Origin of the sequence: Paenibacillus lignilyticus, from assembly GCF_017942085.1 — a bacterium.
GTDB lineage: Bacteria > Bacillota > Bacilli > Paenibacillales > Paenibacillaceae > Paenibacillus_Z > Paenibacillus_Z lignilyticus.
This window is the reverse complement of the sequence record NZ_JAGKSP010000033.1, coordinates 15,253-37,180: the sequence shown is the minus strand read 5'-3', so window position 1 is coordinate 37,180 and position 21,928 is coordinate 15,253. Positions and strand designations below refer to the sequence as shown.

The window sequence follows — 21,928 nt, the reverse complement described above, 5'->3', positions numbered from 1 at the left end:
GCGCCGCAGCGCCAAGCAGCGGAGCGGCTGAGCAAAGCCGCCGCTCTGCTGGCGCCGCATGCGTCGCTCGCCCAGGCCGTGCACGGCATGCGCGAGAAGGCGGAGCGCCTGCGCAGCAGCCGGTTCACGATTGCGCTCTTCGGAGCGTTCAGCGCGGGGAAATCCTCGCTCGCCAACGCCTTGCTCGGCGAGGCCGTATTGCCGGTGTCGCCGAACCCGACGACGGCAGCGGTCAACCGCATCGTGCCGCCGACCGCGGAGCATCCGCACGGTACGGCTGCGGTACTGATGAAGTCGCGCGAAGCCATGCTGGACGATCTGCGCTACTCGCTTAACTTATTGGGCGAAGATGCACAGTCGCTAAGCGACGATGCGCTGCTGCAAACCATTCAAAAACTGACACCGGATGCCGTGCATGCCGGCGGACGTCCGCATTACAGCTTCTTGAAAGCTGCCGCCAAAGGCTGGGCAGCCCATGAAGCGCATTTGGGCCAGCGTTTGGCTGTGAGCGGCGAAGAATTCCAGCTGTATGTCGCAGAAGAGTCGCGGTCGTGTTTTGTCAGCGAAATCGAGCTGCATCACAGTAATCCGCTGACGGCGCAGGGCATCGTGCTCGTGGATACGCCGGGGGCTGACTCAGTCAATGCAAGGCATACAGGCGTTGCCTTCAACTATATTAAGAATGCGGACGCGATCCTGTTCGTCACCTATTATAATCATGCCTTCTCGCAGGCCGACCGGCAGTTCCTGCTGCAGCTTGGCCGCGTGAAAGATCAATTCGAGCTGGATAAAATGTTCTTCATCGTCAATGCGGCCGATCTGGCAGCGGATGAAGAGGAACGAGACGGCGTGCTGGCGCACGTGGAACGGAACCTGCAGCAGCACGGCATCCGATTCCCGCGTATGTTCCCGGTCTCCAGCCTTCAAGCGCTGGACGGGAAACGCATGAACGACAAGGCACTCATTGAGCAATCCGGCATCAGCGCGTTTGAAGCCTCTTTCTTAAGCTTCACCAGCGGTGATCTAGGTGCTCTCGCGGTTACGGCAGCGGAGCAGGAGCTTGCTCGTGCACGCAGCACGATCGCGAACTGGCTGGAAGCGGCTTCCGGTGATGCGCTGAGCCGCGAACAGGCAAAAGCCGATATTATCGCTCATGCCTCTCGTGCGCGCAGCCTTGCAGATGAACTGAACGAGCCGCAGGCGAATGCGAAGCTGCAGCAAGAACTGAAAGAATTGCTCTTCTACGTGCTGCAGCGGGTGCAGCTTCGTTTCGGCGACCATTATAACTTCGCGTTCAATCCTTCGTCCCTGCAAGACGACGGACGCGATCTTCGCAAAGCGATGTGGACGTCGTGGCTGGAGCTTCAGCGTTTGCTCCAAATTGAGCTAGCGCAGGAGCTGGAAGCGACTTCGCTGCGTCTGGATAATATGCTGGGCAAACTTGCCGTGAAGAAGTTCACGGAGGTTGCCGCAGAAGCCGGTGCGCAGCTTCCGGGCTTCGAAGCATCGGATTTCAAACCGGCGCAGCCGGAGAGCCCTGAGGCGCAGTCTCCTTGGCAAGCGAAGGAAGTCGATACGAAGCTGCTCTGGAGCAAATTCAAGTCGCCGCGCCATTTCTTCGAAGGCGACGGTAAAGCGGCGCTGCGCAGCGAACTGGAAACGCAACTGACGGCGCCGATGCAGCGCTGGCTGCAAGCTGCCGAAGAAGCGTGGAGCATCCGTTACACGGAGCTGTGGAATCAAGCCATGATGCTTTGCGCGGATACGCTCCGCAAGGATTTGGATGCCTTCAGCGAAGGGAAGCTTGCTTCCTTGTCTGACAATGCCGACGTGGAAGAGCTGCGCCGTGTTCATACTGCATTAGCTGCTATTTAATTCCATTACGAACAAGAAAAGAAGCTTATCCAGCGCTCGCTTTGAGCCGGATAAGCTTCTTTATTTTGTGAAAATGAAATCATGCAAAAACAGAGGCAAATGTGCAAAAACGGAGCAATATGCGCATGTTGGCAATGATTTGCGACGATATCGGAGAATACCCCCTAAACTTTACCCGAGATGGAAGAGGAAGCGAATATTGTCAACTATATGCCCCAGCACTCTGTTTGCCGTACGGAACTCATGCTGTTAATATTCATTCATATTCATATAAAGATTCATAAAATTGCAACAGGGAGTGGGTTACCCATTGGACGTCTTCAGGCAACTTAAACCGTTTTACTGGGTCGAACGCAGAAGTTTGATTGCTTCGATCGCCTTTTTGATCTGCGCTACCGCGCTCGGATTGGTTTATCCAAATTTACTTCGCGTACTGATCGACAAAGTCATCGTTCCCAAAACATTTGAGTGGGTGCCCGCGTTATCGCTCGCTGTCGTAGGGGTCGTTTCCTTAAAAGGTGGTCTTCAGTTTCTACACGGGTTCTTCGGCGGTCGTCTGGGCAACCGTGTCGCATTCAGACTTCGGAATGCGTGCTACACGAAATTGCAATCGCTGTCGTTCCAGTATTACGACACAGCAAAAACCGGCGACTTGATGTCGCGGCTAACCGCAGATTTGGAAGCGGTTCGAAACTTCATCGCGTTCGGGTTTGCGCAAATTTTCAACATGTTCCTTATGATTATCTTCGGAGCGGCGATGATGTTCTCCATTCACTGGCAGCTCACGCTGATCACGCTTGTGACAATGCCGGTCCTGGTCTTTGTGGCACTGCGCTTCGAGAAGCTGATTCATCCGGCATTTCGGGAAATGCGCCAAGCGATGAGCCATTTGACTACAGCGGTTCAAGAGAACATCACAGGCGTTCGTACCGTGAAATCGTTTGCCCGCGAATCGTTCGAAATGGATAAATTCTCAACGCGCAGCGCGGCTTACAAACAAAATCAAATTGCCGCATCCGGCTTGTGGGGACGTTTCTTCCCCGTCATGGAGCTATTGGCAAGCGTATGTGCAGTCATACTGCTTGTAGCCGGCGGTACGCTCGTTATCCGAGGTTCAATTACGCTGGGTGAGATGGTTGCCTTCTTCAGCATGCTGTGGTATATCATCAACCCGATGTGGGCGATGGGCTTCCTGATTAACAACTACACGCAGTCCAAAGCTTCCGGTGAGCGGTTGCTGGAGCTGCTGAACGAGTATGTACACGTGAAAGATGTCGAATCTCCGACGATTTTGGATGAAAGCAAGATTGAAGGTCATGTGCAATTTCATAATGTGACATTTAATTATGCGGATAAAGCTCCTGCGCTCACGAATGTGGATATTGATGCGAAACCCGGTATGGTCATCGGGATGCTGGGCGGAACCGGTTCCGGTAAATCTACGGTCATTCAGCTGCTCATGCGCGCTTACAACATTAAGACAGGCAAGATCACGCTCGACGGCGAAGATATTCGCAACCTTTCGATCGAGAGCCTGCGCTCCCAAATCGCCACCGTATTCCAAGAGACGTTCCTCTTCTCTTGCTCGATACGCGACAATATCGCCTACGCGATAAAAGACGTTACGATGGATCAAATCATCGAAGCCGCGAAGCTGGCCAAAGCGCATGATTTCATTATGGAGCTTCCCGAAGGCTATGATACGATCGTCGGCGAACGCGGCATGGGGCTCTCCGGCGGCCAGAAGCAGCGGATTGCCATCGCACGGGCACTGATCAAGAACCCGCGTATCCTCATTCTCGATGATGCTACAAGCGCCGTCGACATGGAAACCGAGCATGAAATTCAAGCGGGCTTTAGCGAACTGATGGCGGGCAGAACGACCTTTATTATCGCGCATCGGATTTCTTCGCTCCGCCATGCGGATGAAATTCTGGTCTTCGACAATGGCCATGTCGTGCAGCGCGGTAAGCACGAGCAATTAGTAAAAGAGGCCGGTCCTTATCAGGATACGTATAACATCCAATATGCAGACCGTCCCAGCGTAGCCACAGCCGAATTAGCAGCAGAAAGAAGGGTCGCACAGTGAGTGAGGAGCAGCAGCAGAAAGGGCAGCCGCGAGGCAGTCATGAGCGTTTCATCTACAAGGATGACGATGCGATCGAGAAACCGTTCAACTGGTCTCAAATTACCCGATTGTTCTCGTATATGAAACCTTATCGGAAACAATTATTGCCTGTCGTTATCGTTACGATGGTGCTCGGAACGCTTACACGGCTCGCTATACCGGCTATTATCATCATGGCGATCGATGAAGCGATACAGCCGAAAGACGGCGGGGATCCGAGTCTGAGCAAGCTTTACATGTTTGCGGGGATGATGCTGACCCTCTATATTATTCAATGGGCAGCTAACACGTACCGCATTAAGTACACGAATATCATCGGTCAGCAAGTCATCTACGATCTGCGCGAGGATCTCTTTAAACATATACAGAAGTTATCCTTTCGTTTCTTCGATAAACGTCCGGCAGGCTCCGTTCTGGTCCGCATTACGAATGACGTCAATGCGCTGCAGGATTTGTTCACGAACGGCGTAGTCAATTTATTGATGGATTGCGTGCAGCTCGTCGGAATCGTCATCATTTTGCTGGCGTGGAACTTCAAACTAGGCATTGCCATCATGATTACGGTACCGCTCATGTTCGTAGTTTCCACGGCGCTGCGTAAACGGATTCGTTTCGCATGGCAGGATGTCCGGATGAAGCAGTCGCGCATCAACGCGCATTTGAACGAAAGTATTCAAGGGATGCGCGTTACACAGGCGTATACGCAGGAGAAAGCCAATTTCAGCTTCTTCACGAACATCAATAACACCAATATTAAAGCATGGAACAGAGCTTCAGCCCTTAACCAGGCGTTCGGGCCGATTATCGAAATTACATCCGCAATCGGTACGTTAATCCTGTTCTGGTACGGCTCGCATCTGATTGCTGTCGGCGCGATCACGGTAGGGGTACTCGTTGGTTTTGCCAACTACGTCGGCAACTTCTGGGAGCCGATTAACCGGCTGGGTCAAATGTATGCGCAATTGCTAATCGCAATGGCTTCCTCCGAGCGGATCTTCGAGTTTATCGATGAGAAGCCGACAGTAGGCGAGCAGGAGGATGCGGCTACTCTGCCTCGTATTCGCGGCGATGTTTCGTTTGATTCCATCGTCTTCGAATACGAGAAAGGCCGTCCGGCATTACGCGGCATTTCTCTTGATGTTACGGCGGGACAAACGATCGCATTGGTCGGTCATACGGGCTCAGGCAAAAGTACCATTATGAACTTGCTATGCCGCTTCTATGATCCGGTGCAAGGTGCCGTCCGCGTCGATGGCATCGATATTCGCAACGTCAGCATTGAGAGCTTGCGTTCGCAGGTTGGGGTCGTGCTGCAGGATACGTTCATTTTCTCCGGCACGATTCGCGAGAATATCCGTTTCGGCCGATTAAACGCGACCGACGATGAAATTGTGAAAGCAGCTACGGCAGTCGATGCCCATGATTTCATTATGAGTTTGCCGGATGGGTATGACACAGAAGTGCAGGAGCGCGGAAACAGCCTGTCGATGGGACAACGCCAGCTGCTGTCGTTCGCAAGAGCCTTGCTGGCTGATCCGCGCGTCCTGATTCTGGATGAAGCGACGGCGAGCATCGATACGGAAACCGAGCTCAAAATCCAAGAGGCGCTTAAGAAGCTTTTGAAAGGCCGTACCTCCTTCATCGTGGCGCATCGATTATCCACCATTCGCAATGCAGACCGCATCGTCGTGCTGGATCATGGTCAAATCGTCGAGCAAGGCAGCCATGATGAACTAATTCGTCATAAAGGCACTTATAATGGCCTGATAGAAGCGCAGTATCGTTTTTTATCGGCATAATTCTTGATTTTTCGCCAAAGAACCTCCACAATGGAAGAAAACATTTCTTCCAGGAGGTTCTTTTTCTATATGTATGGATCACCGCTTTCATCTACGGCTCGTAAAATTATGCTGCTCGGTTCCGGCGAGCTTGGCAAAGAAGTTATCATTGAAGCTCAGCGCCTTGGCGTAGAAACGATTGCCGTCGATCGCTATGAGAACGCGCCGGCGATGCAGGTCGCGCATCGTTCCTATGTAATCGATATGCTGGATCCCGCAGCGCTTCGCGCTCTGATTGAGAAGGAGAAGCCGGACCTGCTCGTTCCCGAGATCGAAGCGATTGCGACTTCCGCTCTGGTGGAGCTGGAGCAAGAAGGCTACCGTGTTATCCCTACTGCTCGCGCTGCATTGCTTACCATGGACCGGGAGGGCATTCGTCGTCTTGCGGCAGAAACGCTGAGCTTGCCTACTGCGCCGTACCGTTTCGCGGATACGCTGGACGAGCTTAAAGCTGCTGTTGCGGAATTGGGTACTCCATGCGTCATTAAACCGATCATGAGTTCATCCGGCAAAGGCCAGAGCGTCTGCAAAACAGAAGGGGATGCTGAAGCTTGCTGGAACTACGCCATGGAAGGCGGGCGTGCGAAGAAAACGCGTGTTATCGTCGAAGGATTTATCCATTTCGAATCCGAGATTACGCTCTTAACGGTACGTTCGGCATCGGGCACATCGTTCTGCGCGCCGATCGGACACGTACAGAAGGACGGCGATTACATCGAGTCCTGGCAGCCGCATGAAATGTCGGCACAGCAAATCGAAGAAGCCGAAGCGATTGCGCGTGCGGTAACCGAGGAGCTTGGCGGCTATGGCATCTACGGCGTCGAGCTGTTCCTGACGAAGGATGGCGTGTTGTTCAGTGAGGTTTCTCCTCGTCCGCATGACACGGGTATGGTTACGATGGTTACGCAGGATCTTTCTGAATTTGCACTTCACGCAAGAGCAATTCTGGGGTTCCCGATTCCAACGATCCGTCTGCTCACGCCAGGTGCGTCCTATACGCTTAAAGCTGACCGTGATTCGGAGCAATTCCAAATCGGCGGGCTTGAGCAAGCGCTGGCTGTTCCGAATACGCAGGTTCGTGTGTTCGGCAAGCCGGTTACGAAACCGGGCCGCCGAATGGCCGTTGCGCTCAGCTCGGCTGATGATTGCGCGAAAGCGCGTGAGCTGGCTAAACAAGCAGCACAATCCCTAACGATCAACTACCAATAAATCATGCGATACACTCGCCGAGTATGCTGGAACTTACGTCAGCAGCTTCCTTTCAGGGGCTGCCGGCGGGGGCATACCGGCTTTTTTTTGTATTTGCGGTAATTGGTGAAATTTGCAAATTCCCTCTGAAAGCATTACCTTAAAAAAGAATAATGATTTCCCGTTCAGGGATCCGATATAGGTGAAAGGAGCGTTGAAACATGAGTAGTGCATCTTCCGGCGTGTTATGGAGAACGATCGGGATTTCAGCGCTGATCTCGACATTGCTGTTGATTGGCGGGTTTGGCTATGCGGTGAAGGACATGCTGTATCCTCATGCAGATGCTTACACAGGGGAGCAGGGGAGGCCGGTGCAGCCGGAGTCGAGCAGCCTTGGAAGCAGCAAAGCCATCAATATTACCGCTATTGGCGATTCCTTGACGAAGGGGACAGGCGATGCTACAGGCGATGGGTATGTCAAACAAGTGGTCGCGCTGCTTAAGAAGAAATATCCGCTGATTCCCGTCAAATTGAACAATAATTTGGCCGTCAACGGTTTGAGGGCCGATCAACTCGCCCATTTGCTCAGCACGGACAAGGGGTATCGCTACTCTTTGCAGCAGGCGAATCTTATCGTCTTCTCCATCGGAGGCAACGATTTGTTCCAAATCGCGAACGGACAATCTGCCGGAGAGGTAACGGGCGATATTAGTCTGGATACGGTGAAGAAAGAACTGCCCAAAGGCATTGACCGATTGTCGAAAGTGATCAAGCTGCTGCACGAAATCAATCCTAATGCGCAAGTCGTGTACACGGGCCTCTATAACCCCTTTTACAATATAACGGACCTGAGAGACGGCAGTTTGCAGGTTCAGAAGTGGAACGAAGAAGCCTATTCGATTCTGCATGACTATCCGAACATGACTTTAGTGCCTTCATTCGATATGTTTGAACGTTCAATTGACACATATCTGTCGAGCGATCATTTTCATCCCAATCACGAAGGCTACGCACAAATTGCGGCACGTATCGTGCAGTCGCTGAAATAGGAGATCTGTCCAATGAGCTTACATACCCTCTCGGAAACCGAAGTCGTCCTCTCCGTAAAAGAAGTGAAGAAGCGGATTGCCGGCAAAATGATCATAAAAAATGTTTCTTTTGAAGTGAAGAGCGGCGAAATCTTCGGCTTCCTCGGTCCCAACGGATCCGGGAAAACGACAACGATTCGCATGCTTGTGGGGCTGATCAAGCAAACCTCAGGCGAGATACTAATCTGCGGCAGCGACGTGCAGCGAGATCCGGAGACGGCACTCAGCCATATCGGCTGTATCGTGGAGAACCCGGAGGTATATGGGTATATGACCGGCTGGGAGAACCTGGAGCATTTTGCCCGTATGCAGCGTGGAATTGGTCAAGATCGGATTGCCGAGGTTGTTGCCATCGTTGGCATGCAGCAGCGCATCCGCGACAAAGTGAAGACGTATTCGCTCGGCATGCGGCAGCGTCTGGGAATCGCGCAGGCGCTGCTTGGCAGACCGAAGCTGCTCATTCTGGATGAACCGACGAATGGTCTCGATCCGAAAGGGATTAAGGAGCTTCGCGAGTTCGTTCGTATGCTTGCGGATCAGGGGATGAGCTTGTTTATTTCCAGCCACTTGCTAAGCGAAATTCAGCTGATGTGCGATCGCGTCGCCATTATCAGCCACGGCGAAGTGCTTGCGGTTGGCGCCGTTGATGAGCTTGTAAATCAGACCGGGAGCTATGTCGTGTGGCAGTTCGATGACGTGGAAGCGGGAAGAAAGCTGCTTGCTGCAGAGGGGAATATCCGTTTAATTCGCGATGGCGAGCATCGAATCGATGAGAGTATATTGGCAGGTCTGAAGGATGCCATCATCACTTCAATGGGAGCGGAACACATTTCGGCTGTCGTTGAGAAAGCCGTGCATGCCGGTATCGGCGTCGTTTCGGTTCAGAAGATCGCCCCAACGCTGGAAGAACTATTTTTGCAAATGACGGAAGGTGAGAGCATTGGATAGACTGCTGCCGCTCATTCAGAATGAGACGCTCAAGATATGGAAGAAGAAGCGTTTCTATGTCGTCGTCCTCGTGCTGCTTGTACTCATTCCTATCTTTACCTATGCCCAAATGAAAATAGCGGAGACGAACCGCAAAAATTTCGCGGATTGGCGCAATCAGCTCGTTCAGCAGATCAATGAGTATCAAAATATGCTCTCCAGCGAGCGAATTCCGGAAGAGTGGAAGCGTAACCGCCGAATCGCCGTGCAACAGCTTCAGTATTATTTGGATCACGATGTAAATCCTAACTCACCTAACGGTGTAACGTTTACTCGGACCTTCATGTCGAATGCCGTAACGCTGTTTTATCCGCTGCTGGTGCTTGCCATCGCCTCTGACCTCGTGTCCGGCGAACGTTCGACGGGAACGATTAAGATGCTTCTCACAAGACCTGTAAGACGATGGAAAATTTTACTGAGCAAGCTCGTTGCTTTAACGTTCTATGTTTCATTAACCGTTGTGGTCAGCGCCATTCTCTGTTATCTTATATCAGGCGCGGTATTTGGCTATTCCGGCTGGCAAATGCCTGTATTTACAGGATTTGTAATTCAGGGCTCTGCCATTGAGAGCTCTTATGTACATGCCGTTCCACAGTGGTTGTTTGTGCTCATGGAGGGCGGATTGATCTGGGTCTCATCCATGACCGTGGCCATTCTGTCGCTCATGGTATCTGTTCTTGTTCGGAGCACGGCGGCGAGTATCGTGACGATGATGGCGGCTGTCATCGCAGGTACGATCTTGTCGAGTATGTCATCTTCTTGGGAAAGCGCTAAATATGTTTTCGCGGTTAATTTGCAGCTAACGGATTATTTAGCAGGCTCTCCGCCGCCAATTCAAGGCATGACACTTTCATTCTCCTTGATTATCCTCGCGATTTGGTCGGCAATCGGACTTATCGTTTCATTCGGTGTCTTTACGAAACAGGACATCATGAATTAGAATAGCTTGAAGTGAGCGAATCGGCTTGAATGGAAAAAGTATGCAATGAAGCGCAATTAAATTTATTAGGAGGACCCTATGACTGAGCAGTTAAATCTTGCGGGCGAAGCGAATTTGGGTGCCGACAGCTATGGCGCAGACGACATCCAGGTGCTGGAAGGGCTGACCGCTGTTCGGAAACGGCCCGGGATGTACATCGGCAGCACGAGCACTTCGGGCTTGCATCACCTTGTCTGGGAGATCGTCGACAATGCGGTCGACGAGCATCTGGCAAAGTTCTGCTCTGCCATCGACGTAACGATCCATAATGACGGGTCGATTACGGTAAAGGACAATGGCCGCGGTATTCCTACCGGCATGCATAAGACCGGTATTCCCACGCCACAGGTTGTCTTTACGATATTGCATGCGGGCGGTAAGTTCGGCGGCGGCGGATATAAGAAATCCGGCGGTTTGCACGGCGTTGGCGCCTCTGTAACGAATGCCTTGTCGGAGTGGCTGGAAGTGGAAATTTACCGTGACGGTAAAATACATAAGCAGCGCTTTGAATATTGGGTCGACAACGATGGCAAAGAGCATGTCGGCGAACCGGTAACGGGACTTGTCGTAACCGGCAACACGAATCGCACAGGCACGAAGGTAACCTTTAAGCCGGATACACGCGTGTTCCACGGCAATATTTCCATTAACTACGATACGCTTTCGGAGCGGCTGCAGGAGATTGCGTTCCTAAACTCCGGATTGAAGGTAACGGTTAAGGACGACCGAAGCGGCAAACAAGACCAGTTTCACTATGAAGGCGGCGCGCGTCAGTTTGTTCAGTTTCTGAACGAAGACAAAACCGTGCTGCATGACGTCATTCATTTTGCGGGCGAGCGCGACGAAATCGAAGTTGAGGTGGCGTTGCAGTACAACGACGGCTATACCGAGACGATGGCTTCGTTCGTAAACTCCATCCCAACCCGCGGGGGCGGTACCCATGAGACCGGATTCAGAACCGCATATACGCGTGTAATGAACGACTATGCCCGCAAGAACGCGTTAATCAAGGAGAAAGACAAGAATCTTGACGGCAACGACCTGCGTGAAGGCATGATGGCGGTTATCAACATCAAGATGTCCGAGGTTGAATTTGTCGGTCAAACCAAGGATCAGCTCGGCAGCTCTTCGGCAAGAAGCGCGGTTGATGCGATCGTATCGGACAAAATGCAGGTTTTCCTGGAAGAAAATCCGCAAGTTGCTCAAATGCTGCTGAAGAAAGCGGTTCAGGCATCGAGAGCCCGCGAAGCCGCGCGCAAAGCCCGCGACGAAATCCGCAGCGGCAAGAAGAAGAGCGAAAGCTCCAACCTTGGCGGCAAGCTGACACCGGCACAATCGAAGGATGTTACTCGCACGGAGCTGTTTATCGTAGAAGGCGACTCCGCGGGCGGTTCCGCCAAGCAAGGCCGTGACTCCAAGTTTCAAGCGATTCTCCCGCTCAAGGGGAAACCGATGAATCCGGAGAAGGCTAAGCTGATCGATATTCTTAAAAACGACGAATACAAGGCGGTTATCGCGGCGATCGGCGCAGGCATCGGACCTGAGTTCGACGCGGAATCGTGTAATTATAGCAAAATCATCATTATGACGGATGCGGATACGGACGGCGCGCACATTCAAGTGCTGCTGCTCACGTTCTTCTACCGCTATATGAAGCCATTGATTGATTTGGGCCGCGTCTTCATCGCGCAGCCGCCGCTTTATAAGATTACGCGCAAATCCGGCAAGTTGGAGACCGTTCGGTACGCTTGGTCGGATGAGCAGCTTCAAAATTATTTGAAGGAGTTCGGCAAGAACTTCGAGCTGCAGCGTTATAAAGGACTCGGTGAGATGAATCCCGAGCAGTTGTGGGAAACGACGATGAATTCAGAGACCCGTACGCTGCTTCAAGTGCAAATTGAAGATGCAGCTAAGGCTGAACGCCGCGTTTCCACGCTCATGGGCGACAAAGTAGATCCGCGTAAACGCTGGATCGTTGAGAATGTTGATTTTACCGAATATGTTGAATAACAGTTGAGGAGAGTTTCGGCATGAGTATCCTGGAACAGTTTTTGCCGGCGTATCTTGAGGAGGTCGTGGGTGACCGCTTCGGGCGCTATTCCAAATACATCATTCAGGACCGCGCCATTCCCGATGTACGAGACGGATTGAAACCGGTGCAACGGCGTATTTTGTACGCGATGTATGATGCAGGCAACACGCCTGACAAAGGCTATCGCAAATCGGCCAAGACGGTCGGCGATGTAATGGGCAATTATCATCCGCACGGTGATTCCTCCATTTATGAAGGTATGGTCCGTATGGCGCAGCCATGGAAAATGGGGCATATGCTCATTGATGGCCACGGAAACTGGGGATCGATCGATGATGACCCGGCAGCGGCGATGCGTTATACCGAGGCACGCCTATCGCCAATCGCGATGGAGCTGCTTCGCGATATTGAGAAACGAACGGTCTTATTCAAAGACAATTTCGATAATACGACGAAAGAGCCGGTTGTGCTGCCATCGCGGTATCCCAACCTGCTCGTTAACGGTGTAAGCGGGATTTCCTCCGGTTTCGCGACGGAAATTCCGCCTCATAACTTGCGTGAAGTGATCGATGCTTGCAATGCCATGATGGAGAACCCGGACATCGAGCTTGCACAGCTGATGGAGATTGTGAAAGGTCCCGATTTCCCTACGGGCGGACTCATCATGGGCGAGGACGGCATCCGTGACGCTTATCAAAGCGGGAAAGGCCGAATTTATCACCGCTCCAAATCGATGATCGAAGACATGAAGGGCGGACGCCAGCAGATCGTCGTTACGGAAATTCCGTATCAGGTCGTGAAGTCCCGTCTTGTAACGGCGATGGAGAACATTCGGATCGAGAAGAAGGTCGAAGGCATCGCGGAGGTTCGCGATGAAAGCGGACGTAACGGTCTTCGCATCGTGATCGAGCTGAAGAAGGATGCGGATGCGCAGGGCATTCTGGCGTATTTGCTGAAGAAAACAGATCTTCAAGTCGCGTATAATTTCAACATGGTTGCGATTGTGAACAAAACGCCGAAGCAGCTCGGTCTGAAGGACATGCTGACCGCGTACATCGCACATCAGAGAGAAGTGGTAACCGAACGTTCCAAGTATGAGCTTGAGAAAGCGGAAGACCGCGCTCACGTACTGGAAGGTTTGGCGAAGGCGCTTAACTTGCTGGATGAAATCATCGCAACGATCAAAGCGTCGAAGAATCGGCAGGACGCTCAGCAAAACTTGGTGGCGAAGTTTACGTTTACCGAGCGCCAAGCAGATGCGATTCTGACGCTCCAATTGTACCGGCTGACGAATTTGGAGATTACTTCGATTGAGAAGGAATTGAAGGATATCCAGAAACGTATTTCGTATTTGCGTTCCATTCTGGAGAGCGAGAAGAAGCTTCGTTCCGTTATCAAAGAAGAACTGATGGAAATTCGCGAGAAATACGGCATTGACCGTCGCTCCGGCATTCAAGGCGAAGTCGAGGAGCTCAAGGTTAACCTTGAGGTAATCGTCGCTGCTGAGGATGTACTCGTTACGCTTAGCCAAGACGGTTATATCAAGCGGACTTCTAAGCTGTCGTTCACCCGTTCCGGCGGCGAGCTGGGAAGCGCAGGAGTCAAGGAGGGCGACGTTATTCGCACGCTGCTTGACGTGAATACGATTGACCAGCTGCTTCTCTTCACGCGCAAAGGCATGTATTATCAGCTGCCTGTCCATCAAATTCCGGAGTTTAAGTGGAAGGATACCGGGACGGCAGTAGTTAACGTAGTGCCGATGCCGAAGGATGACAGCATCATTAGCGTTATTCCTGTGAAGGATTTTGATGTGCCGGATCGTACGCTGGTTTTCGTCACGAAACGCGGACAAGTGAAACGGACGGAACTAAAAGAATATAAATCATCGCGTTCCACTGCCATCGCGGCTGTAAAGCTGGCTGACGGTGATGATGTCTTGCGCGTGTCGCTTAGCGACAACAGTAAAGAGCTGCTGCTCATTACGAAGAACGGCATGAGTATCCGTTTCCCTGAGAGTGAAGTGAATCCGATGGGCCGCGTTGCTGCGGGTGTCCGAGGCATTACCGTTCGCGAAGGCGATGAAATTGTCGCCGCAGAGTGGGTGTCGGGGGACGAAGGCGAAGTGCTTGTCCTAACGGAGCTTGGTTACGGCAAACGTTCCTTGCTGCTTGATTATCCGATTCAAGGCCGAGGCGGCAAAGGCGTCGCAACCTTCGAGTTTAAAGAAGGCGCTCGCGTCCGCTCGAATGGCGTTGGGCTCATCGGCGGACTTCACTGCAAGGAAGCGCGTGATTTGGTGCTGTTATCGGCAGCCGGCACGAATCAGATCGTTTCGACGGAGAAAGCGCCGATTGATGATCGGAAATCGACTGGCCGCGCGGTAACAGCGGTCGATAAGAAGGATGTATTGACAACGTTCTTCGTTCGCGCTGATTTGTAACGCTCAATCAAATGGCTGGTGGGGAGAATCTCTTCTCTCCATCATCTCAACAATAAGCTCAAGCACGACCCACAACGGGGCTGGCTCATCAAGCCGGTCAACCCATTGCGGGTCTTTTTGTATGCCGATCTGCGAAAGTTTACGTACAAGTTCGAGCTTGCGCTCCTCCATAGTGCGGATCACGCTCCATTCCTAATTTCGAGCCGGTACAACAGCCTATACCACCAATGTATGTCTAATCCTGTCAAATGGTTCTCTATTGTAGCGATTAGTCAGACAAAATATTAACTGCATTAACCTTATATTCGACATTTCGGCATGGTATAATAAGGTATAAGATAAAATCGGACAGAAGGCGGGTGATGGTCATCGTTTCTGCGGAATTTGCCCGGTTGTGGATGAAGATGACGAAGGAATGGAAGTCGCATCTCGAGGAAGAACTGGCTCCCGGATTAACGGAAGGACAACTGAGCGTGTTGGAGCTGCTGCTGCAGCATCAGCCGATGAAACCTTCGGATTTACTCGGTTATTTGGAGACGACACCCGCTGCCATCACGACGCTGCTTGATCGCATGGAGCGCGGCGGCCTAGTCGTACGTAATCGAGATGAAAGTGATCGCCGTATTGTATGGGTGACCGTGACCGAGAAGGGACAGGAAGAAGCTGCGCGCGGTATTGCCATTCGCGATGCTTATATCAGCGAAGCGCTCGACAGGATCTCTTCCCATAATCAACAGCTGCTGGTCTATCTGCTTGGCAAGGTAGCCAACTCGTAGGTTAGGTTGTACATACGTAAAGTAATTAGCAAGTTCTCAATAGTAAAAGGCCGGTGCACCAGCTTGTTCCCATGAGGAGCTGCTTCGCGCAGGCCTTTTTGTTTCTTTGACCTTGCAACATTCTTTAGCCTTCGTCAGTTTATGTCTGTAGGACTTCATATCCAATAGGTCATAAAGAAAAACGGCTGTACCGGATCTTGCATGCCGGTACAGCCGCTTCTTAAAGTCTATCTGTTTAGCTTGTCACCTGAAAAGGCCTGCCTGACATCGATTTGAGCCTTTTCATGAGCTGGTTGTACATCTGTTTGAGTGTCGAGTAATCCGCTCCGGAGAGATCCTTAAGCGACTTGGATGCAATAACCTGCTGCAGAGGAACAACATTATAGTTGGTCACGCCTTTGCTGGTTACCCGGTGCACCCAAGTAGGGAGCGCCTCCACATTCTGAATGGACGTTTTGCCCGTAGGACCGTCTTTGTGAATGTTTACTCTGTACACGACGCCGTAATCCTTCGAATCTCCGCGTTGATTCGATATGAAATTACCCATGGAATAAATAATGAGTCCTTTTCTGACGGAGCCATCCGGTTCAGTCGCTTCAACGATTTCGTAGGGCTGTACAACATGAGGGTGAGAGCCGGCAATAATGTCCGCGCCCGCTGCGATCAGCTTCCGTGCCAGATTCTTCTGCACATCATTGGGCTGTGTCTGATATTCAATGCCGAAGTGCAGCACGACCGTAATGAAATCAGAGCCGGCCTGGCGAAGCTTCTTGATGTCGCTGATAATCTTCGCTTCATCGATCAAGGAGACAGCGTAAGGCTGATCCTTGGGCAGCGGAATGCCGTTCGTGCCGTACGTATAGGCGAGCAGTCCCATTGCAATCCCTTTGCGCTTGGCAATTACGATTCGTTCGGCCTCTGCTCGCGATCGTGCCGTTCCTTTCGTTTCGAAGCCAAGCTCATCCAGTTTCTGAAGCGTCAGCGCAATGCCCTTGGCGCCGCGGTCCAGCGCATGATTGTTAGCCGTCGTAACGGTTGTAAAGCCGGCATACTTGAGTGCATCACCAAGCTCGGTCGGCGCATTGAAACGCGGGTAACCGGAATAACCGAGCGACTTGCCCGCAATCGGCGTCTCCAGATTAGCCAACGTCCAATCCCCTTGCTCGAGAATCGGCTTCATTGGCTTAAAGAAATGCTCGAAGTTATATTTCTTTGTTTTCTCGTTATAGGCACCGGGAAGCTGCGGCATATGCATCATAATGTCGCCAACCGCGACCCAAAGCGCGTCAACCGACTTCTCAGGGGCTGGAGGCGTGCTCTCAGCGTCTTGATTATCAGGTTGGGATAAATTAGCGTCATCATTTGGCGATTGATTAGCAGCGTCACCAGCGTCCTCTGGTGTTGGGGCAGGTTCGGCTTCAGATGGTGGAGGTTTCACTTCCGGAGCAGGCTCCTGAACCGTCTCCGGCTGGTTGCCGGGATCCGGCTCCAAGTGCGGTCCGCTCCCGCAGCCGGTTAGCAAAAGCAAGGCGAGGACGAGTAGGCCGAGCAGCGATATTGTGCGTTTATGCATAAGCGCTACATTCCTTCCAACGGCAAGATTGAACGTGCCCGGATGAAATCGTCATCGCGAAACCGGCTCCACGGCTCCGTCTTCGGCGGCTGTGCGTGAATCGTAAGCCATTCCTTCGTTACGGGATGCGCGACTCCGATGGAGGTCGACCATAGCGCAATATCCTGTTCGCCTTGAACGGCGGGAGCTCCGTATTTGCGATCATAGACGAGCGGGCATCCGATTTCGGCCATCTGAGCTCTGATCTGATGCGAGCGGCCTGTCAGCAGCTTCACCGCGATGAGCGAGAGGCCGCCTTGTTTGGCGACTACCGCGTAATCAAGGATGGCTTCTTTCGCATCCGGAACCTGCTTGTGATGAACGGATACGATGTTTCTGCCGGCATCTTTACGCAGGAAATGGCGCAATCGGCCTGCAGCTGCCTCAGGGGAGCCATGAACAACCGCTACATACAGCTTATCGAACGAGCGGCTGCGAACGGACTCCGACAGGCGGGAAGCTGCTTTGGACGTCTTCGCGAACAGCATGGCGCCGCCAACAGGCCGATCCAAACGATGCACAAGGCCGACATAAACGTTGCCCGGTTTTTGATAACGGGCCTTTAGATCGTCCTTCAGCAGCGTGACCATATCCATTTCGCCGGTTTCATCGGCTTGCGAAAGCATTCCCGGAGGCTTAATGACGGCAAGCAGATGGTTGTCCTCATACAGCACCGGCAGAAGCGGGGCCGGGGCTGCAATCGGGTCATTCCCCATCTTACTTGCCCTCCCAACGTCCCAAGATACCGCAAGGCAGCGTAAGCCCGGATGCGGAAATAGGGATGCCGATCTCGCCGCAGTGGATGGAGCCCTTATGTTTGCGGCCAACCGTCATATGCAGCATATTGTGAAGAACTGTCGGCGACAGTCCTGTCGTGTACGAATTCACCAGCACGAACAGAGGATTCTCCGTAAGAATCGTCGTGCAGAACTCCAGGAACGGATAGAGATTTTGCTCCAGCTTCCATGTCTCGCCGTTCGGTCCGCGTCCGTAGGAAGGCGGATCCATGATGATGGCGTCGTACTTGCTGCCGCGGCGCTGCTCGCGCTGCACGAATTTGAATACATCATCCGTTATGTAACGAACAGGCGCCGTGCTAAGTCCGGACAGCTCGGCATTTTCCTTCGCCCATTGCACCATGCCTTTGGCGGCATCGACATGGCAAACTTCGGCGCCGGCTGCGGCGGCCGCTACCGTAGCTCCGCCTGTATAGGCAAATAAGTTAAGCACGCGGATTGGACGGCCGGCTTTGCGGATCTTATCCATCATCCAGGTCCAGTTCACAGCCTGCTCGGGGAACAAACCGGTGTGTTTGAAGCTGGTCGGTTTAATATGAAACTTCAGCTCGCCATAGGAGATGGACCAGCGTTCCGGCATTTTGGTACGGAATTCCCATTCACCGCCGCCGGAAGAGCTGCGGTGGTAGTGACCGTCTGCCGTTTTCCACAAACCGGATTCGTTCGCGATCGGCCAAATAACCTGAGGGTCGGGTCTGCGCAGCACGTAGCCGCCCCAGCGCTCAAGCTTTTCTCCGTTGCCGGTATCGAGTAGTTCGTAATCTTTCCATAAATCAGCGTTGTACATGTGTGTAACCTTCCTTGGCGTTGAATTTGTAGCCTACTCCCCGAACGGTAACGATATAGATCGGGTTAGCAGGGTCGGGCTCGATTTTCTTGCGCAAATTGCTGACATGGACCATCAATGTACGAGTATCGCCCATACTATCATGTCCCCAAACGATCGTGTACAGATCATCGAGCGCAAAAGCGCGGTTCGGCGTTTTGGCCAGGCGAACGAGAAGCTCGAACTCCTTAGCCGATAGGAAGACTTCTTTGCTGCCCAGATGAACGGTCCGTGCAGGCAAATCAATTCGCAAACCATCGTATTCCAGCACTTCGCCTACAGCGCGATCGATCGAATATTGACCGATCACAGATTGCCGGCGCAGATGCGCTTTTACGCGAGCGACCAACTGACTTGGACTGAAAGGCTTGGTCATATAATCATCGCCGCCTACCGTAAGTCCATGTATAATGTCAGTATCATCGCTCTTACAGCTTATGAACAATATGGGAACGTTGGAAATTGCTCGGATGTGCTTGCACACTTCGAAACCATCCAGATTCTTGAGCGAGATGTCCAGCAGGATCATATCCGGCTTTAGTCCGGCTGCGAGCAGGACGGCATCTTCACCGTTGTCCGTCGTATGTACTTCAAAACCTTCTCGTTCCATATATAAAGTAATCAGCTCGGTAATATCGGCTTCATCGTCAACGACAAGAATTTTGCTACCATTCATCTCCATCTTCCCCCTCTTCCTAGGCTATTATAGCGAATGGAGGGAGGGGTGAGCAATCAACGATTTTCCGGGAGGCTGCCATGATTCGCCGATTATTCCGATCTTTTATCCTCATTCTGTTCCCTATACTCCTGCTAACGGGCTGCAGTGCCCCGAGCGGCGGGGAGAAACCTGCTGCGAAAGAAGGAGTGCTCGATCTTACAAATTGGTCATTTGAAAACGATGGAGAGCTTCCTCTGACAGGGGAATGGACGTTCTTCAGCGGTCAGCTTCTGACGCCCGAGCTTGCGATGCGTTATAACGGCTTGCATGTAACGGTGCCGCGTTCCTGGAACAGTTATCCGGGAATTAGCGGGATTAAGAACGGACAAGGTTTCGCTACCTATAAATTAACGGTGCTCATCAAACCGACGGATCATGTCTTGGCCGTGCGCGTACCGAATATTTTCAGCAGCTATAAGTTCTGGATCAACGGCAAGCTGCTTGCCGAGCAAGGCACGGTCGGGACCAGCAGAAGCTCTTCGGAAGCCAAACAATTCCCGCGGATTGTATCGTTTAACGCAGAAGGCAAGCAACAGGTCGATTTTGTCGTGCAGGTGTCCAATTTCCAGCATCGCAAAGGGGGCATCTGGGTCCCGTTCAAGATGGGCAACAGCGACACGCTCGTGGCGAACCAGATGAAAGCTTCTATCCAGGAAATGCTCATTCTGGGGAGCTTATTTATCATTGGGATTTATCACATCGGGCTGTACGCTTTCCGCAGGCAGGAGCAATTTACGATTCATTTTGGCTTGCTATGCTTATTCATTGCCGCAAGAGCAGGCGTAACCGGGGAAAATTATATTTTGCAGCTGCTTCCGATCTCATGGGAGATAGGCATGAAAATCGAATACATCGCTTTCTCTTTAAGTGCATTAGCGGGGTATTTGTACGTTTATCGGTTATTTCCGATGGATGCATCCAAACGCGTCATCCCATTCGTAATCGGGATCGGAACCTTCTTGGTCGGATTCGTGCTGTTCACCCCTGCAATCGTATACACGCAGCAAATCGCGTTGTTTCAAATCTTCGTAGTGGCTGTGAGTATTTATACGTTGATCGTCCTGATTACGGCAAAGATCCGCAAGCGAATCGGGTCCGCTTTTGTTCTGACAGGGGTCGCGGTGTTCGTGGTTACGGTGCTTAATGACATGCTGTTCTACAATGAGTGGTTTCTATATGCGCAGCTAATACCGCTGGGATTGTTTTTCTTTATGCTGATGCAGTCTTTTATTATTTCAAAAAGATTCTCGAGCGCCATGTATCAAGTTGAGCATGTCTCCAGCGAGCTGAGGGAGCTGAATGCGCATTTGGAGGAGCGGATTGAAGAGCGGACGTTGGAGCTGAGTGAGGCGAATGAATCGCTGGAGCAGACGAATCGAGTCTTGCATCGATCGGAATCGTCGCGAAGACATCTGATGACGAATATTTCGCATGATTTGCGTACGCCGATTACATTGCTGCAAGGGTACTTGGAAGCTTTTCAAGATGGAGTGGTCAAAACGGAGGAACAGCAGCAGCGCTACCTGCGCATGATGCTCGGGAAGGTCGGCGGGCTTAACCGGCTGATTTACGATTTGTTCGAGCTGACGAAGCTGGAGGCCGGACAGACGAGGTTTGACTTTGCGGATGTGCCGCTGAGTCACTGGATTCAACAGCTGCATGATCTCTACGAAATTGACGTCGTCAGCAGCGGCATGCGGTTCAGATGCGATTTTCACAGCGCGCACTCCGAGCAGGAGGGACATGCCCATGAAATGGAACAACAGAACCGCATCATGCTGCGCCTGGATTTGCCGCGAATGGATCAAGTCATTGCGAATGTCATTTACAATGCGATCAAACATACGGAGAAGGGGGGCGAGATAGCGCTTTCTTTTTTCTTCGATGAGACGGCAAGCCGGACGATCGTAACCGTTAGCGATACAGGCAGCGGAATTGAGGAAGAGCATTTGCCCTTTATTTTCGACCGGTTCTACAAGAAAGAGATTTCCAGGAACTCAGCCGAGGGTGGCAGCGGCTTGGGGCTCGCGATTGCAAAAGAAATTGTTGAAGCACATGGCGGAACAATCGGTGCTGTCAGTACCTTGGATAAAGGGACAATGATCTGGTTCGCGCTGCCTGCAACCCTACGAAGCGTTAGTCAGCTTGCCTGATAACCGCCATCATTCGATCGATGGATTGCTTTCGGCGTTCCTGATCCATGCCGTTTAGAATACGGATAATTTCGATCGCTTCTGGAGTTACAGGCGTTTCCGGTCTTGCAGCCTCTCCGCCGATTATGTAGTCCAGAGATACGTTAAACAAAATGGCAAGCTTCTTTAACGTCTCGTAGACCGGCTGGCGGTTGTTAATTTCATAATGACTGTAAGCGGATCGGGTAATGCCAATTTGCCTCGCGACTTCTTCTTGCGAAATGTGCTTCCGAAGTCGAAGTTCTCTCAAGCGATCTCCCATCGTCATAGTTTCTGGCTCCTTAATCGATCATCTCCATCTAGTTCTAGTGAAAAAGCTACGCTTTGGCCCCACTAATAGTAATTTATGATACGAAGTGTATCAATGTCAAGTGTTAAGTATAGAAACATTCATAATTAAGTATTGAAAACAATTCTGCGGGAGCGTACAATGAGGTTATTGGTGGTTGTAC

General features: G+C 51.9%; 17 protein-coding genes. 11 read left to right on the top strand and 6 right to left on the bottom strand.

The genetic code is table 11. From position 1 onward, the window contains the following. The 9 genes from I8J30_RS31480 to gyrA all read left to right on the top strand — a co-directional run. Window positions 1-1,875, top strand: a 1,875-nt coding sequence (locus I8J30_RS31480) for a dynamin family protein (protein ID WP_210664316.1), incomplete at its 5' end; no start/stop codon positions are given. Between the two features lie 310 nt (window positions 1,876-2,185). Beyond that, window positions 2,186-3,964 (top strand): ABC transporter ATP-binding protein, encoded by a 1,779-nt coding sequence (locus I8J30_RS31475; protein WP_210664315.1) that lies wholly within the window; start codon window positions 2,186-2,188, stop codon window positions 3,962-3,964. After that, on the top strand, window positions 3,961-5,802 hold the full coding sequence (locus I8J30_RS31470) for an ABC transporter ATP-binding protein (protein WP_338044984.1): 1,842 nt from the start codon (window positions 3,961-3,963) through the stop codon (window positions 5,800-5,802). Before I8J30_RS31475 ends, I8J30_RS31470 begins: the two co-directional genes overlap by 4 nt. A gap of 69 nt (window positions 5,803-5,871) precedes the next feature. Then, window positions 5,872-7,050 carry a formate-dependent phosphoribosylglycinamide formyltransferase gene (gene purT, locus I8J30_RS31465; protein WP_091215548.1) on the top strand — a complete coding sequence of 393 codons (1,179 nt, stop codon included), beginning with the start codon at window positions 5,872-5,874 and terminating at the stop codon, window positions 7,048-7,050. 200 nt (window positions 7,051-7,250) lie between these two features. Next, complete coding sequence (locus I8J30_RS31460; RefSeq protein WP_210664314.1) at window positions 7,251-8,078, top strand: GDSL-type esterase/lipase family protein; 828 nt, start codon at window positions 7,251-7,253, stop codon at window positions 8,076-8,078. A gap of 12 nt (window positions 8,079-8,090) precedes the next feature. Continuing rightward, window positions 8,091-9,065: an ABC transporter ATP-binding protein gene (locus I8J30_RS31455; protein WP_210664313.1), complete on the top strand. Its 975-nt coding sequence runs from the start codon at window positions 8,091-8,093 to the stop codon at window positions 9,063-9,065. After that, entirely contained in the window at window positions 9,058-10,044 is a 987-nt protein-coding gene (locus I8J30_RS31450; protein ID WP_210664312.1) for an ABC transporter permease, read from the top strand. Before I8J30_RS31455 ends, I8J30_RS31450 begins: the two co-directional genes overlap by 8 nt. A 78-nt stretch (window positions 10,045-10,122) precedes the next feature. Beyond that, window positions 10,123-12,093, top strand: a complete 1,971-nt coding sequence (parE, locus tag I8J30_RS31445; RefSeq protein ID WP_210664311.1) for a DNA topoisomerase IV subunit B — start codon at window positions 10,123-10,125, stop codon at window positions 12,091-12,093. Between the two features lie 20 nt (window positions 12,094-12,113). Next, window positions 12,114-14,555 (top strand): DNA gyrase subunit A, encoded by a 2,442-nt coding sequence (gene gyrA, locus I8J30_RS31440; RefSeq protein ID WP_210664310.1) that lies wholly within the window; start codon window positions 12,114-12,116, stop codon window positions 14,553-14,555. A 3-nt stretch (window positions 14,556-14,558) separates the two neighbouring features. Here the strand turns inward: gyrA and I8J30_RS31435 are convergent, their stop codons facing one another. Next, on the bottom strand, window positions 14,559-14,726 hold the full coding sequence (locus I8J30_RS31435) for a hypothetical protein (RefSeq protein WP_177245690.1): 168 nt from the start codon (window positions 14,724-14,726) through the stop codon (window positions 14,559-14,561). Window positions 14,727-14,923: 197 nt separating this feature from the next. Here I8J30_RS31435 and I8J30_RS31430 point away from each other — a divergent pair, with 197 nt between their 5' ends. Continuing rightward, entirely contained in the window at window positions 14,924-15,331 is a 408-nt protein-coding gene (locus tag I8J30_RS31430; RefSeq protein WP_091220254.1) for a MarR family winged helix-turn-helix transcriptional regulator, read from the top strand. A gap of 235 nt (window positions 15,332-15,566) precedes the next feature. Here the strand turns inward: I8J30_RS31430 and I8J30_RS31425 are convergent, their stop codons facing one another. Genes I8J30_RS31425 through I8J30_RS31410 form a run of 4 tightly spaced genes read right to left on the bottom strand, consistent with a single transcriptional unit; the run spans window position 15,567 to window position 19,242 of the window. Further along, complete coding sequence (locus tag I8J30_RS31425) at window positions 15,567-16,904, bottom strand: CapA family protein (RefSeq protein ID WP_210664309.1); 1,338 nt, start codon at window positions 16,902-16,904, stop codon at window positions 15,567-15,569. Between the two features lie 5 nt (window positions 16,905-16,909). Next, window positions 16,910-17,659, bottom strand: a complete 750-nt coding sequence (locus tag I8J30_RS31420) for an RluA family pseudouridine synthase (protein WP_210664308.1) — start codon at window positions 17,657-17,659, stop codon at window positions 16,910-16,912. A 1-nt stretch (window position 17,660) separates the two neighbouring features. Further along, on the bottom strand, window positions 17,661-18,527 hold the full coding sequence (locus tag I8J30_RS31415) for a class I SAM-dependent methyltransferase (RefSeq protein ID WP_091215567.1): 867 nt from the start codon (window positions 18,525-18,527) through the stop codon (window positions 17,661-17,663). Further along, window positions 18,514-19,242, bottom strand: a complete 729-nt coding sequence (locus tag I8J30_RS31410) for a response regulator transcription factor (RefSeq protein WP_210664307.1) — start codon at window positions 19,240-19,242, stop codon at window positions 18,514-18,516. Before I8J30_RS31410 ends, I8J30_RS31415 begins: the two co-directional genes overlap by 14 nt. Window positions 19,243-19,322: 80 nt before the next feature. Here I8J30_RS31410 and I8J30_RS31405 point away from each other — a divergent pair, with 80 nt between their 5' ends. Then, window positions 19,323-21,437 carry a sensor histidine kinase gene (locus I8J30_RS31405; RefSeq protein WP_210664306.1) on the top strand — a complete coding sequence of 705 codons (2,115 nt, stop codon included), beginning with the start codon at window positions 19,323-19,325 and terminating at the stop codon, window positions 21,435-21,437. Here the strand turns inward: I8J30_RS31405 and I8J30_RS31400 are convergent. Further along, window positions 21,421-21,744: a helix-turn-helix domain-containing protein gene (locus I8J30_RS31400; protein WP_091215574.1), complete on the bottom strand. Its 324-nt coding sequence runs from the start codon at window positions 21,742-21,744 to the stop codon at window positions 21,421-21,423. The genes I8J30_RS31405 and I8J30_RS31400 overlap by 17 nt on opposite strands. Window positions 21,745-21,928 lie beyond the last annotated feature (184 nt).